Raw genomic sequence first — 13877 nt, forward strand, 5'->3', positions numbered from 1 at the left:
GGGTCGTCGGGTCAGTGCTCGCGCGGCGCGAGCAGGGAGAGGAGTCCGCGCACCCCCGCGTCGAACGCGGCGGGGGAGCCGGACGCACGGGCGAGCACATAGCCGCCCTGGACGGTCGCGACGACCGCCGCCGCGATCTCCCCGCAGTCCAGGTCCGGCGCGAACTCGCCCCGCTCCCTGCCCTCGTCCACCAGCGCGGCGAGCCGTGCGCGCAGCCACTCCAGGGTCTCGGTCACCGGGGCGCGCAGCGCGTCGTCGGTGATCACATCGGGGTCCATGGTGAGCCGCCCCACCGGACAGCCCCGCAGCACGTCGCGCTCGCGCAGGAGGTAGGCCTCGATACGCTCGTACGGCGTTCCCGGCCCGTCCAGCAGCGCCGCGGCCGTGGCCCGCATCTCCTCGGCGGTGCGCCGGATCGCGGCCAGCGCGAGGTCGGGCTTGCCCTTGAAGTGGTGGTACATGCTCCCCTGGCCGGCGCCCGCGCGGGCCAGGATCGCCTTCGGGCTGGTACCGGTGTAGCCGCGCTCCCACAGCAGCTCGCGCGTGGACTCGATCAGTCGCTCCGAGGTGCTCATGACGGCACTGTACATACCAGTAGGTACAAACGAGCGCGGGCCCGGCCGAGCGGGGAGCAGCAGCCCGCCGCCCGGCTACTCCCCGGGAGGTACGCACAGTGCCGCTGGCCGTACGACGACCGCGACCCCCTCGCGGGACGACCCTCGAGATGTCGCAAGGAACGACGAGACATCGCATCCGAGGAGTTGAACGATCATGCAGACCCTGGCGCACTTCGGCGACGGCGGGCCCGGCCCGTGGATCCTGCTCTTCCCCTTCTTCTGGGCCCTGGTCATCGGCGGCGGCATCGCGCTGCTGCGCCGCACGGCGTGGCGCGGACACCGCGGTCGTGGACTCGGGCGGCCCACGGAGCGGGACGACTCCCCGATCACGGTGCTCGGCCACCGCTTCGCCTCCGGCGAGATCGACGAGGACGAGTACTGGCGCCGGCTGTCGGTCCTGGACGAGGAGTTCGGCCGGCACGGCAAGGGCGGTGCGCGATGACCGCCACGGCCACCGGCACCCGGACCGCCGCCCGGGTCGTCGACGCCGTCAAGGTGTACGGCACCGGCGACACCGCCGTACGGGCCCTGGACGGGGTGAGCGTCGCCTTCCCGGCCGGCCGCTTCACCGCGATCATGGGCCCCTCGGGGTCCGGCAAGTCCACCCTCATGCACTGCGCGGCGGGACTGGACACCCTCACCTCCGGCGCCGCCTGGATCGGGGACACCGAACTGGGCGCCCTCGACGACCGCCGCCTCACCCTGCTGCGCCGCGACCGGGTGGGTTTCGTGTTCCAGGCCTACAACCTGGTGCCGACCCTCACCGTCGCGGAGAACATCACCCTGCCGCTCGACCTCGCGGGCGGCGGGGGAGACCCGGAGTGGATCGACGCACTCGTCGACGTGGTCGGTCTGCGCGGCCGGCTGCGGCACCGGCCCGCGGAGCTGTCCGGCGGACAGCAGCAACGCGTCGCCGTGGCCCGGGCGTTCGCCGGACGGCCGGAGGTGGTCTTCGCCGACGAACCGACCGGCAACCTCGACTCGCGCTCCGGCGAGGAGGTGCTCGGGCTGCTCGGCCGCACCGTACGGCAGACCGGACGCACCGTCGTCATGGTCACCCACGACCCGGTGGCCGCGGCCCACGCCGACGAGGTGCTCTTCCTCGCCGACGGGCGGCTGGTCGACCGCATGGAGTCCCCGACCGCCGACGCGGTCCTGGACCGGATGAAAGCCTTCGAGGTGCCCTCATGAACACCTCCGTACGCCTGAGCGCGGCCTCCCTGCGCGCCCACAAGCGGCGCTTCGCCGGGACCTTCCTCGCCGTCTTCCTGGGGGTGGCCTTCCTGGCCGGAACCCTCGTCATGGGCGACACCCTGCGTGCGAGCTTCGACACCATGTTCGGCAACGCGGCCCGCGGCACCGACGCCGTCGTCCGCAGCGCCGACGCCATCACCACCCCCGGGGACAGCCAGGGGGTGCGGCAGCCGGTCGACACGGGACTGGTGCGCACCGTCGAGCGGGTCCCGGGCGTCGCGGCGGCCGCGCCCGACATCCAGGGCGCCGGCCAGCTGGTCGGCTCCGACGGCGAGCCGATCGGCGGCCAGGGGCCGCCCACCCTCGCCGGCAACTGGATCGACGACCCCGAACTCAACCCCTACCGCCTCGCCGAGGGCCATGCCCCCGAGCGGTCCGGGGAGGTCGTGGTCAACCGCGGCACCGCCGAGCGGGGCGGGCTGGAGATCGGCGACACGACCGTGCTGCGCACCCCCGACCCGGTCCGGGTGACCATCGTCGGACTCGCCACCTTCGGCGGCGAGGACGGCATGGCCCAGGTGACCTTCACCGGCATGACCCGCGCCGACGCGGAGCGGTACCTCACCGCACGGCCCGGCGAGGCCGCGGGCATCCTGGTACGCGCCGGACCCGGGGTGAGCCAGGAGGAACTGGTCGACCGGCTGGCTCCCGTGCTGCCCCAGGGGGTCGAGGCCATCACCGGCCAGGACTCGGCCGAGGAGAACAACGAGATGATCTCCGGTCAGTTCCTCGGCGTCTTCACGCTCTTCCTGCTGGTGTTCTCCGGCATCGCCCTGCTGGTGGCGACCTTCTCCATCCACAACACCTTCGCGATCGTCGTCGCCCAGCGCACCCGTGAGAACGCCCTGCTGCGGGCGCTCGGAGCCTCGCGGCGGCAGGTCACCGCGGCCACCCTGGCCGAGGCGGCCGCGGTGGCCGTGACCGCCTCGGCGGCCGGACTGGCGGGCGGTATCGGGATCGCGGCGGCCCTCCAGGCGCTCTTCCCGGCGATCGGCTTCCCCTTCCCCGGGGGCGCGCTGGTCATCGGCCCGGTCTCCCTGCTGCTCCCGCTCGCCGTGGGCATCGTGGTCTGTCTGGGCTCCGCCCTGCTGCCCGCCGTGCGCGCCGGGCGCACCGCACCGCTGGCCGCGCTGCGCGAGACGGCCGTCGACATCTCCGGCGCCTCCCGCACCCGCGCGGTCACCGGGGCCGGCCTCGCGGCCCTCGCCGTCGCGGCCACCCTCACCGGTGTCCTGGTGACGCCCTCGGTCTGGCTGGCCGGAACCGGCGCCGTCCTGGCGCTGCTCTCCTTCGTCGTCCTCGGACCCGTCGCCTCCGCCACCGCCGTCCGGGTCCTCGGCACTCCGCTCGACCGGCTGCGCGGCGTCACCGGATCGCTGGCCCGGCGCAACGCCCTGCGCAGCCCGAAGCGGACGGCGGCCACCGCGAGCGCCCTGATGATCGGCGTCGCCGTGGTGTCGCTGTTCACGGTGTTCGGTGCTTCGCTGAAGGCCACGATGGACCAGACCGTCTCACGGTCCTTCGCGGGCGACGTCGCGGTCAGCGCGCCGTCCTTCGGGGCGGGCGGGAGCGGGCTGAGTCCGCGGCTGGCCGGCGCGGTGGCGGAGCTGCCCGAGGTGGACACGGCCGTCGGGCTGGGCCGGGGCGTCGCCGAAGTCGACGGCGACGGACGGGCGTTGACCGTCACCGACCCGGTCGCGCTGCAACGCACCTTCGACCTCGGCGAGGTCACCGGGTCGCTGGAGGGGTTGGGTACGGACGGCATCGCCGTCACCGAGGGGGAGGCCGAGCGGCTGGACGTGGCGCCCGGCGACACGACCCGGCTCACCTTCACCGACGGCGCGGAGCGGGTGTTCACGGTCCGCGCGGTGTACGGGCAGTCCGAACTCGCCGGTGACTACGTCATCACCCGCGAGGCCTGGGCGCCGCACCGCACGCAGGACGCCGACACGCTGGTCGCCGTCACCTTCGCCGACGGCGTGGCGACGGACACCGGCAAGGCCGCGGTGCGGCAGGTCGCCGACGACTACGGCAACCCCGAGGTGCAGACCCGTGACGAGTACGCCGCGTCCTCGGCGGGCGGCATCGACATGATGCTCACCCTGGTGTACGCGCTGCTCGCCCTGGCCGTGCTCATCGCGCTGCTCGGCATCGCCAACACCCTGACCCTGGCGATCCACGAACGCACCCGCGAACTGGGGCTGCTGAGGGCCGTCGGGCAGACCCGGGCCCAGGTACGGGCGATGGTCCGCTGGGAGTCGGTCCTGGTCGCCGCGTTCGGTACCGCGGGCGGGCTGGCGCTGGGCGCCTTCCTCGGCTGGGTCCTGGTGGAGGCCTCCGACGGCGCGAGCGACAGCGCCTTCGCCTTCGCGATGCCGCCCGTGCAGCTGGGAGTGGTGGCCCTGGTGGGCCTCACGGCCGGTGCCCTGGCAGCCCTGCGCCCCGCCACCCGGGCCGCCCGCCTGAACCCCCTCCGGGCCATCTCCACGGAGTGACGGTTCCCCGCCCCCGGGGGGTGTGGGTGGTGCGGGGGCGGGGTGGGGGTGTCCGTCCTCGGACTGGCGCGACTGGGCTTGTCGGTGGAGCTGAACGCCGCGGACGCGCCAGCCACTGCGGGCGAACACCCCCACCCCACCCCCTCCCCGCCGTCGGCGCCTGCCGCACTCCGACTGGCCGCGGGCAGTCGTGCCTCCCCCAGTGCCTTAAGGGCCTGGGAGGTACCCCCAGGGCGATGGGGGTCCCCCGATCGAGCGAAGCCGAGAGTGGGGGAGGGTGGGCGACGGGGGTACCTCCCGCTCATGGGGGTACCTCCCGCTCGAGCGAAGCCGAGAGTGGGGGAGGCACCCCGTAAGCGCCGGGCTGCGCGACCCACCCCCGGCCGGCGTCGACGCGGCCGGCGTTCATGCACCGGCCGACACCGACACCCCCCAGCCGCACCCGAGTTGCTCAGCCCGGCACGGTCGACCGTGCCGGTTCGGCCTCCCGCACATCCACCCCGTGCTCGACCAACGCGACCTCCGCGAACGGCGGATCCGCCGGCTCCACAGCCGTCAGCCGCGGCCGCCGCCCCCACACCCCCGCCCCCGGCTCACCGGGCGCGGGCAGCGTGAACCACACCACCTTGCCGGACTCCCCGTCCGGCACGGCCCCCCAGCTCTCGCTCATCGCGGCCACCATCGCCAGCCCCCGCCCGCACGTGGCGAGCGGCCCGGCGTCCGCCATGACGGGAAGGCGCGGATCGTGGTCGTACACCGAGACCTTGAGCCGTTCGAGCAGCAGCTCCATCTCGACGGTGCAGGTCTTGTCGGGCTGGGCATGCCGGTGGACGTTGGACAACAGCTCTGTCACACCGAGCGAGGCCCGGTCTATCAGCGATTCCATGTGCCAGTAGCGCAACTGCGCAGATACGATTCTGCGGACCTGGCCGATCCGCGACGGCAGGGCTTGGAGCTCCACCGTGCAGTGCCTGCTTGGGTGACTGATCACGGCTGCGACTCCCCGACGTGAGGTCCGGAAGAACACGGAGTTCGGATCCAGCAGGTCGCCTGCGTGACATGGCCGCCTGCTGTCGTGGCCGGCGGGCTGGTTCGCAGCGTTATCGCCGGTAAACCCAGAGTGACGTGAGACCAGCGTGGCGCAGTGGATGGGGTGGCGCAACTCGCGGACATCTCAGGCGCCGCGGCCCGATGCCCGGCGGACGGCTTCGATGAAACGGCGCGCGGCCGGCGGCCCGGGCTCCCCTGGAGCGGGATCGTGCTCGGCGAGGGTGAGCAGATACCGGTGGCCGTTGAGGTCCGCCAGTGCCCGGTCCTCGGGAGCGAACCACGGCCTGGTCGCGCGCACCGCCTGCACCGGCGCGCTGTCTATCTCGCTGCCGTAGCTGGTGAGCAACTCCAGCCGGCCGTCGCTGATCCGGACCTGGCCGGCCCGGGTGAGTGACCGCAGCCGCCTGCCGATCCGCACGCCCGTGGCCCTGAACTCCGGCTCCGCCATGCCACCCGCCCCCTCGTGTGCGTCGGCGTACCGGACCGTGATCCGGGCCGGCTCCTGCCAGATCCAGTGTTCCCTTGCTTCCGCCGGTGCAGTCTGCCCCCAGCAGTCGCCGAGCACCAGTACGTGCGCCCCCCTTCGCCGGGGCGCGGGAAGCACTCGCGCCAATGCGCCCCTGCGCCCCTGCGCCCCCCCAGGCCCTCAGGGGGTCTTTGGGCTTCCCAAAGGACTGTTTATGCAGGTGGGAGGTGGTGCGGAGGGTGCTTATGATCGGAGTGGCGGCCGCGCGGGACCCCGTCGGCGCTCAGCGTAAGGAGCCCTGTCGTGAGCACCCCCCACCAGACCCTGACCGGCGTCACCCTTGACGTCGACCACAGCGACCCGGCCTACCGGGGCTGGCTGAAAGAGGCCGTGCGCCGGGTCCAGGCCGATGCCAACCGCTCGGCGGACACCCATCTGCTGCTCTTCCCGCTCCCCGAGCGATGGGGGATCGATCTCTATCTGAAGGACGAGTCCACCCACCCGACCGGCAGCCTCAAGCACCGGCTGGCCCGTTCGCTCTTCCTGTACGGGCTGTGCAATGGCTGGATCCGTCCGGGCCGCCCCGTGATCGAGGCGTCCAGCGGTTCGACGGCCGTGTCCGAGGCGTACTTCGCGAAGCTCATCGGCGTGCCCTTCATCGCGGTCATGCCGCGCACGACGAGCGCCGAGAAGTGCCGCCTGATCGAATTCCACGGCGGACAGTGCCACTTCGTGGACGACCCCCGCACGATGTACGAGGCGTCCGCCGCCCTCGCGGCGGAGACCGGCGGCCACTACATGGACCAGTTCACCTACGCCGAACGGGCCACGGACTGGCGGGGCAACAACAACATCGCCGAATCGATCTTCCACCAGCTGCGGTCGGAACGGTTCCCCGAACCGGCGTGGATCGTCGCCACGGCCGGCACCGGCGGCACTTCGGCGACCCTCGCCCGCTACGTCCACTACATGCAGTACGACACCCGCATCTGTGTCGCCGACCCGGAGAACTCGTGCTTCTTCCAGGGCTGGACCACCGGCGACGCGGAGGTCGCCTGCGACAGCGCCTCCCGCATCGAGGGCATCGGGCGACCCCGGATGGAGCCCAGCTTCGTGCCCGGTGCCATCGACCGGATGATGAAGGTGCCCGACGCGGCCAGTGTCGCCGCCGTACGGGCCCTGGAGCGCGTCATCGGCCGCAAGGCGGGCGGCTCCACCGGCACCGGACTGTGGAGCGCCCTCAAACTCGTCGCGGAGATGGTCGCGGAGGGACGGCACGGGAGCGTGGTGACACTGCTGTGCGACCCGGGGGACCGGTATCTGGACAAGTACTACTCGGACGCCTGGCTGGCCGGCCAGGGCCTGGACATCGCCCCGTACGCGGCCGCGATCGAGTCGCTGCTGCACACCGGTGTCTGGCCCGCCGGAGACCTAACCCGCGAGCCGGCCGTCCAGTGAGGCCACCGCGGCGCGGAAGGCCTGCCCCAGGCCCGGCCGGGCCGCCCTGAGCGCGTACCGGAACGGCGCCGCGCCGTCGGCCGCCATCGTCCACCGCACCCGCGTCCCCGTCCCGGCCGGCGCGAGCCGCCACTCCTCGACCAGGGCGCGGGCACCGGGCACATTGGTCACGTCGACGCGGTAGGCGTACACCTCGGGCGCCTGCGCCACGAGGACGGTCTCGCGGAACCGGGCTCCGCCCCGCAGCCGGATCTCCCGGCCCCGGCCCCCGTCGAGGGGCCGGGCCAGCATGACCGGTCCGAACCACTGCGGCCAGCCGGTCACGTCCTCTGCCAGCGCGCGGAAGACCGCCTCCGGCGTGGCGGAGATCTCCCGGCCGAAGACCAGCCGCACCGGCGCGGTCCCGGCGAACTCGTGCCCCACGGGGCGCAGACGGTGGGCCATGGGCATATCCCCCTTGACGGATACCGGCTTCCGGACGGACGGGCGGGTGCGGGGGTGCCGCGCGGTCACTCCTCGGCGGCCTCCGCGGCCGCCTCGGGCTCGCCCGCCACCACCAGGTGCCGCAGCTGCTCGGACACCTGCGCGCGTGCCTCCGCGGGCAGCCCGGAGTCCGTGACGAGGGTGTCGACCTGCTCCAGGGAGGCGAAGGAACTCAGCCCCACCGTTCCCCACTTGGTGTGGTCGGCGACCACCACCACGCGGCGGGCCGACTGCACCAGCCGCCGGTTGGTCTCGGCCTCCGCGAGGTTCGGCGTCGACAGGCCCGCCTCGACCGATATCCCGTGCACCCCGAGGAACAGCAGGTCGAAGTGGAGCGCCGCGATCGCCTGGTCGGCCACCGGCCCCACCAGCGAGTCGGACGGGGTGCGCACACCGCCCGTCAGGACGACGGTGGCCGCGCCCTGCCGGGGACCGGCGGTGCGCTGCGCCGCGTGGAAGACGTCGGCCACCCGCACCGAATTGGTGACCACCGTGAGGTCGGGGACATCGACCAGCCGGTGCGCCAGCGCGAACGTCGTCGTACCGCCCGACAGCGCGATCGCCGCGCCCGGGGAGACCAGCTCGGCCGCCGCCCGCGCGATGTCCTCCTTGGCGCTCAGCTCCAGGCCGGACTTGGCCTCGAACCCGGGTTCGTGCGTGCTCGCCTCGACCACCGGGACCGCGCCGCCGTGCACCTTCTCCAGCACGCCCTGCCGGGCCAGCGCGTCGAGGTCCCGGCGGACCGTCATGTCCGACACGCCGAGCTTGCGGGTCAGCTCGTTGACCCGGACGCCGCCCCGGCGCCGGACCTCGTCGAGGATCAGGGTGCGTCGCTGCTCCGCGAGCAGGTTCTGATTCTCGCTCACGTACGCTCCGGTCCTTTCGCCGCACGGCCGTCCGACACGCCTCGCGCACCCGCCGTGACGAGAGGATCCCCTCCCGGCACCGGTGCGCGGACGTCCCATCCTCCCATGCCGCGCCGCGTGCGGCGCCACCGGTGGCTCGCCGCGCACATGTCACTCATGTCGCTGGGGGCGCTTGCCCGTCGCACGGATCGGGGAAATTACGTGACGAGAGGTGCGAGCCGTTCCGGCGCGGGAGATCCTTGTGCCCGCACGGACGGAGCCGACGGGGCGTCACGGGGGAAGTGCTGAGCGGTGGAGACAACGCAGGGGAACAGACCGGCCGAGCGGCCCGAGGACGCGGGCAGCAGGCCGCAGGAGTCCGGAGCCGCACTGGAACTCCTGGTCCACGGGGTGGGCGGCACCACCCCCGAGGCCATGCTCGACGACCCGCGCACGGTCCGGGTCACCGGTGACGACATCGCCGCCGTGTTCCGCCGCGCCGACGACGCCGACGCCGAACAGCGGCCCGACAGCCGCCGCGAGGGGCCCGTCCCCGAGGCGTACGTGTGGTGCAACCTCACCTCCGGGAACGGCACCCGCGCCCTGTGGCTGCTGCTGCTCCCCTTCATGGTGGTCAACCTCGCCCACTGGATGCGCCCCACGGCCCGGGACCGCAGGCGCACGGTCCGGCTGTACGGGTTACTGGTCCGGCTGATCGGGCTGAGCCTGACGGTGCTGCTCGTCGCGGCCGCCTGCGAGGTCGCCCTCGACCTGACCGCATGGCAGTGCGCGGGCACCCTCGCGTGCACCGAGCGGCACTCCTGGCTGGGCTTCCTCTCACCCGAGGTCTCCGACGGCGGCTGGTGGAGCCTGCCGGGCCGCCGGCTCGCCCTCGCCGCACTGGTGCCCGCCGCCCTCACCGGCCTGCTCTGGTTCCTGTCCCTGCGCACCTGGAGCGCGTACGAGTCCCAGCAGCCGATGCGGCACGACCCCGAGCCCGAGGAGGACGGCGGGCCCACCGCGCTGAGCCGGCCCGGCTTCTGGTACGGCCGGCGCCTGGTCGCCCGGCTGCGCGCCGCGCACACCGCCGCCGGACTGCTCACCGTCGCCGCCGCCGTCGGCTCCGCCGCCGCCCGGTACGACCGCGAGCCGGGCGGCCCCGCCGTGCTGCACGTCCTCGGCCTCCTCCTGGAGGCGCTCCTGGCCGTCGGGGCGGGCGCCGTGGTGTGGGTGGTCTGCCGCCGGGGCCGCAGCGAACGCCGGCTGGACGACGACCTCGACCGGCACCTGGTGCGGGTGCTGCCCCTCGCCGCCCTTGTCCTGCTCGCCCTCGCCGTCGTGTACGCCGGATGGGAGCGCCCCGGCTGGCAGTCGGCGGGCCGGCTCCCGGCCGACGCCACCTTCGGCGGCCTCGCCCTGGCCCAGGGCCTGCTGGTGATCGTCCTGGCCGGGGTCGCCCACACCCTGCACCGCAGCGCCCCCGACCGGCGCGCCGCGATGCGGGGCCTGGCCGGACCGGCGGTCGCCATGCTCGCCTGCGCGCTCGGCGGCGTCATGTCCGGCGGTGTCTCGCAGCGGGTGTCCGACTGGCTGGACGGCACCAGGACGTCGATGCCCGGCCCGCCGGTGCTGCTGACCTGGCAGGCGTCCGTGATCCCGCCGCTGCTCGTGCTGCTGCTGGTGCTGTGCGGCTGGCTCGCCCGGCGCGCCGTGCGGCTCGCCCGCGCGGAGCGCGCCGCCGTGGAGCGCGAGTACCCCGGCGAGACGGGCGACCCCGGCCGCACCCGCCGTATCGCCTCCATGCGCGCCATGGCCGCTCTCACCGACCGCGGGCCGCGCATCCTCGCCGTCACCTCCGCCGCCACCCTGCTGCTGGGCGCCGGCGCCCTGGCCGGCGCCTTCGCCACCGACAAGACACCCGGAGAGGCGGCACAGGGCTCGTACGCCGTCGTCCACGGCGCAGCCGAGACCGCGCAGGCGCTGGGCTCCTGGCTGATAGGACTCGGCTTCATACTCTTCGTCACCTGGGGCCGCCGCGCCTACAAGGACGCCTCCGCGCGGCGCACCATCGGCATCCTCTGGGACGTCGGCACCTTCTGGCCGCGCGCCGCGCACCCCTTCGCGCCGCCCTGCTACGCCGAACGCGCCGTACCCGACCTGACCTGGCGGATCGCCACCTGGACCCGCTCCACCGGCGGCCGGCTCGTGCTCTCCGGCCACTCCCAGGGCAGCGTCCTCGCCGCGGCGGCGGCCTGGCAGCTCCCGCCCTCCACCCGCAGACGCGTCGCCCTGCTGACCTACGGCTCCCCTCTGGAGCGGCTGTACGGCCGCTGGTTCCCCGCCCACTTCGGCCCGGACGCGCTCGCCTTCCTGCACCAGGAGGTCGACTGCTGGCGCAACCTCCACCGGCGCACCGACCCCATCGGCGGCCCGATGCGGCTGCCCGGTGACCTCGGCCCCGACGTGGACCGCCCCGCGCTCCGCGACCCCCTGGCCTACGGCCGCACCGAGGCCCACCCGCTGCCCGCGCCGATCCTCGGACACTCCGACTACCAGGCCGATCCGGCGTTCGCCGAGGAACGCCGCCGGCTGCTCGCCCGGCTGCGGCACGAGGTGCCGGCTCCCCGCACCACCGGGAAGCCCGGCGGCCCCTCGCGGTGAGCGGCAGGCTCAAGGCAGCGCGGGCAGGTCCTCGGCGTACAGGAGCGTCAGGTCGTCGGTGGTCGGCTCCTCGAGCTGGGCGACGCGGCTCGCATGCCGCTCGACCATAGCCTCGAAGGTCTGCCGCGCGGTGCGCCCGTTGCCGAACGCGGGACCCTTGGGGATCTCGGTGAAGTACGTCAGCAGAGCCTCACCGGCGCCGGGCGCCAGCCGGTACTCGTGCTCCTCGGCCTGCTGCCGCACGATCCGCAGCAGCTCCTCGGGCCCGTAGTCGCCGAAGGTGATCGTCCGTGAGAAGCGGGAGGCGACGCCCGGGTTGACCGACAGGAACCGCTCCATCTCGGCCGTGTAGCCCGCCACGATGACCACCACCGCGTCCCGCTGGTCCTCCATCAGCTTCACCAGGGTGTCGATGGCCTCCTTGCCGAAGTCCCGCCCGGCGTCCTCCGGCGACAGCGCGTACGCCTCGTCGATGAACAGCACACCGCCGCGCGCCTTCTCGAACGCCTCCTGCGTGCGGATCGCCGTGGAGCCGATGTGCTCGCCGACCAGGTCGACCCGGGACACCTCCACCAGATGCCCCTGCTCCAGCACTCCCAGGGCGGCGAGGATCTCTCCGTACAGGCGGGCGACCGTGGTCTTGCCGGTGCCGGGGGAGCCGGTGAACACCAGGTGCCGCTTGACCGAGGCCGCCTTCAGCCCCGCCTGCTGACGGCGCCGCCCCACCTCGATCATGTCGGTGAGGGCGCGCACCTCCCGCTTGACGCTCTCCAGGCCGACCAGCGCGTCGAGTTCCCCGAGCACGGCCTTCGCGGTACGGGTCTCCCGCTCCGGCTCGGGGGCGGGCGCCGGCACGGGCGGTGCCGGCGGGGGCGTCCGCGCGGCGGGCACGGTGCCCAGCAGCCCGGTGGAGTGGCCCGTCGTCTGCATGGCCGGCTCCGGGGCGGCGGACTCCCGCAGGCCGGCGCTCTCGTCACTCGTGCAGTCCTCGACGAGCGGACCGCCCGAACCGGACGCCTGGTCCGCGCCCTCGGCGAACTCGTAACCGCCGCGCGCACAGCGCTCCGTACGGCACTTGCGCAACGTCGTGCGGCTGCCGTCGATCACGTGGAAGCCGTAGCCGCCGCTGCCCGTGACGCGGCAGTTGACGAAGGTGCCCCGGCCGCCGGCGGACACGTACACGCCCGCCTCGGCGGGGGAGTCGACCGTGCAGCGCTCGACGGTCGGATCGGCGCCCTTGGTGACGATCACGCCGGTCTGGGTGCCGTCCAGGGTGCAGTTGTCGAGGGTGCCGCCGCTGCCGTGGTCGCGGAACCAGGCGCCGGTCGCCGCCTCGCGGATCCGGCAGTCGTCGAGCTGTGCGGTGGCGCCGTCGCTCACCGACACGGCCGTGTTGCGCACCTGCGACAGATCACTGTCGACGACGTCGGCGCGCGAGCCGCGGTCGAGGACGAACAGCGCGTCCGGCACGTCGTGCACCCGGCAGGAGTCCAGTACGGCGGTGGCGCCGTCGCTCACCCACACCGCCGGGTAGTCGCCGGTGCTGTCGAAGATCTCGCACTGGTTGGCGTCGACGCGGGTGCCCGGGTCCCACACCGACAGCCCGTTGCGGCCGAAGTGCCGCACGCTGGTGCGGGTCAGGGTGAGCACCGAGCGGGACCGCAGGTCGACCGCGTTCTCCGGGATGTCGTGGATCCGGCAGTCGGCCAGGGTCAGCACCGCGTCGGTGTCGAGCGTGACACCGTCCCCCGTGGTGCGGTGCACATCGCAGTCGGTGAGGTGCGCGGTGGCGCGGCCGGTCACCTGGACGCCGCTGCCCCGCACCTCGTAGACCTCGCAACCCACCGCTTCCAGGGCGGAGTTCTCCCCGGTCGCGGTCAGTCCCGAGCCCGCCGCGTGGTGCACCCGGCAGCGCTCGAACCGGGGGTGTGCGCCGCCGCGCACCGCGACTCCCGCCTGCCCCGCGGCGACCACCTCGCACTCCTCGAACACCCCGCCCCCGCCGTCCAGTACGGCGATGCCGACGCCCGCCGGATTGTCGACGGTGCACCGGCGCACCGTGGGCCGGGCGGCGCCGCGCACCTCGACGCCCGCCGCGGACCGGGTCACCACCCGGAGGTCGCGCAGCTCGGGGGTGCCCTCCTCGACCAGCACGGCGGGTGCCGTGGCGTCCTGGCCCTCGACATGCAGATCCTGCACCACCGCCGAGGCGCGCACGGTCAGCGGAACGCCGTCCGCGGGCGCGATCCGCACCGAGCCGGCTGAGCCCTCCGGCCCGCGCAGGGTCACCGCCCGCTGGACGACGAGGTTCTCCCGGTAGGTGCCGGGGGCGACGGTGAGCACGTCGCCTTCGGCCGCGGCCTCCAGGGCGGCGGCGAGCGATGCGTACTCACCCGTGCGGCGGCGCCACCGCGATGTGCCGGTGTGCGTCACCTGAACCGTGCCCTGTGCCATGGCGTAGCTGTGCCCCCACCTCGTTGTACTGATGGCTCGTTCCCGCCCGTGTCGCGCCGATCGGTTCGGCCGGACCACCGTAGCGTGCGCGCGG

General features: G+C 74.0%; 11 protein-coding genes. 5 read left to right on the forward strand and 6 right to left on the reverse strand.

Annotation, left to right across the window (positions count from 1 at the left end; genetic code table 11):
• Positions 1 to 11: 11 nt before the first annotated feature.
• The gene (locus AC5L3C_RS33605) at positions 12 to 590 is read right to left on the reverse strand and encodes a TetR/AcrR family transcriptional regulator (protein ID WP_493652883.1); all 579 of its coding nucleotides are present in this window, start codon (positions 588 to 590) and stop codon (positions 12 to 14) included.
• Between the two features lie 181 nt (positions 591 to 771).
• Between AC5L3C_RS33605 and AC5L3C_RS33610 the strand changes: the two genes are divergently transcribed.
• Genes AC5L3C_RS33610 through AC5L3C_RS33620 form a run of 3 tightly spaced genes read left to right on the forward strand, consistent with a single transcriptional unit; the run spans position 772 to position 4366 of the window.
• Positions 772 to 1059 (forward strand): SHOCT domain-containing protein, encoded by a 288-nt coding sequence (locus AC5L3C_RS33610; RefSeq protein ID WP_493652884.1) that lies wholly within the window; start codon positions 772 to 774, stop codon positions 1057 to 1059.
• On the forward strand, positions 1056 to 1808 hold the full coding sequence (locus tag AC5L3C_RS33615) for an ABC transporter ATP-binding protein (RefSeq protein ID WP_125508929.1): 753 nt from the start codon (positions 1056 to 1058) through the stop codon (positions 1806 to 1808). The genes AC5L3C_RS33610 and AC5L3C_RS33615 overlap by 4 nt, the downstream gene beginning before the upstream one ends.
• The gene (locus tag AC5L3C_RS33620) at positions 1805 to 4366 is read left to right on the forward strand and encodes an ABC transporter permease (RefSeq protein ID WP_493652885.1); all 2562 of its coding nucleotides are present in this window, start codon (positions 1805 to 1807) and stop codon (positions 4364 to 4366) included. The genes AC5L3C_RS33615 and AC5L3C_RS33620 overlap by 4 nt, the downstream gene beginning before the upstream one ends.
• Positions 4367 to 4817: 451 nt before the next feature.
• Here AC5L3C_RS33620 and AC5L3C_RS33625 read toward each other — a convergent pair whose 3' ends face one another.
• Positions 4818 to 5357: an ATP-binding protein gene (locus AC5L3C_RS33625; RefSeq protein ID WP_493652886.1), complete on the reverse strand. Its 540-nt coding sequence runs from the start codon at positions 5355 to 5357 to the stop codon at positions 4818 to 4820.
• Between the two features lie 183 nt (positions 5358 to 5540).
• The gene (locus tag AC5L3C_RS33630) at positions 5541 to 5864 is read right to left on the reverse strand and encodes a hypothetical protein (RefSeq protein WP_125508933.1); all 324 of its coding nucleotides are present in this window, start codon (positions 5862 to 5864) and stop codon (positions 5541 to 5543) included.
• 321 nt (positions 5865 to 6185) lie between these two features.
• On the opposite strand from AC5L3C_RS33630, the gene AC5L3C_RS33635 reads away from it, so the two are divergent.
• Positions 6186 to 7340 carry a PLP-dependent cysteine synthase family protein gene (locus AC5L3C_RS33635; RefSeq protein ID WP_493652887.1) on the forward strand — a complete coding sequence of 385 codons (1155 nt, stop codon included), beginning with the start codon at positions 6186 to 6188 and terminating at the stop codon, positions 7338 to 7340.
• Here the strand turns inward: AC5L3C_RS33635 and AC5L3C_RS33640 are convergent.
• Positions 7314 to 7784, reverse strand: coding sequence for an SRPBCC family protein (locus AC5L3C_RS33640; protein ID WP_493652888.1), 471 nt, complete (start codon positions 7782 to 7784; stop codon positions 7314 to 7316). The two genes, AC5L3C_RS33635 and AC5L3C_RS33640, sit on opposite strands and share 27 nt — an antisense overlap.
• Before the next feature lie 65 nt (positions 7785 to 7849).
• Positions 7850 to 8689 carry a DeoR/GlpR family DNA-binding transcription regulator gene (locus AC5L3C_RS33645; RefSeq protein ID WP_125508939.1) on the reverse strand — a complete coding sequence of 280 codons (840 nt, stop codon included), beginning with the start codon at positions 8687 to 8689 and terminating at the stop codon, positions 7850 to 7852.
• 414 nt (positions 8690 to 9103) lie between these two features.
• Between AC5L3C_RS33645 and AC5L3C_RS33650 the strand changes: the two genes are divergently transcribed.
• A complete protein-coding gene (locus AC5L3C_RS33650) occupies positions 9104 to 11329 on the forward strand; it encodes a hypothetical protein (protein WP_493654134.1) in 2226 nt (741 codons plus the stop codon).
• A 9-nt stretch (positions 11330 to 11338) separates the two neighbouring features.
• Here AC5L3C_RS33650 and AC5L3C_RS33655 read toward each other — a convergent pair whose 3' ends face one another.
• Positions 11339 to 13783 (reverse strand): right-handed parallel beta-helix repeat-containing protein, encoded by a 2445-nt coding sequence (locus tag AC5L3C_RS33655; RefSeq protein WP_493652889.1) that lies wholly within the window; start codon positions 13781 to 13783, stop codon positions 11339 to 11341.
• Positions 13784 to 13877: the final 94 nt, after the last annotated feature.

This window comes from Streptomyces speibonae (assembly GCF_984686075.1).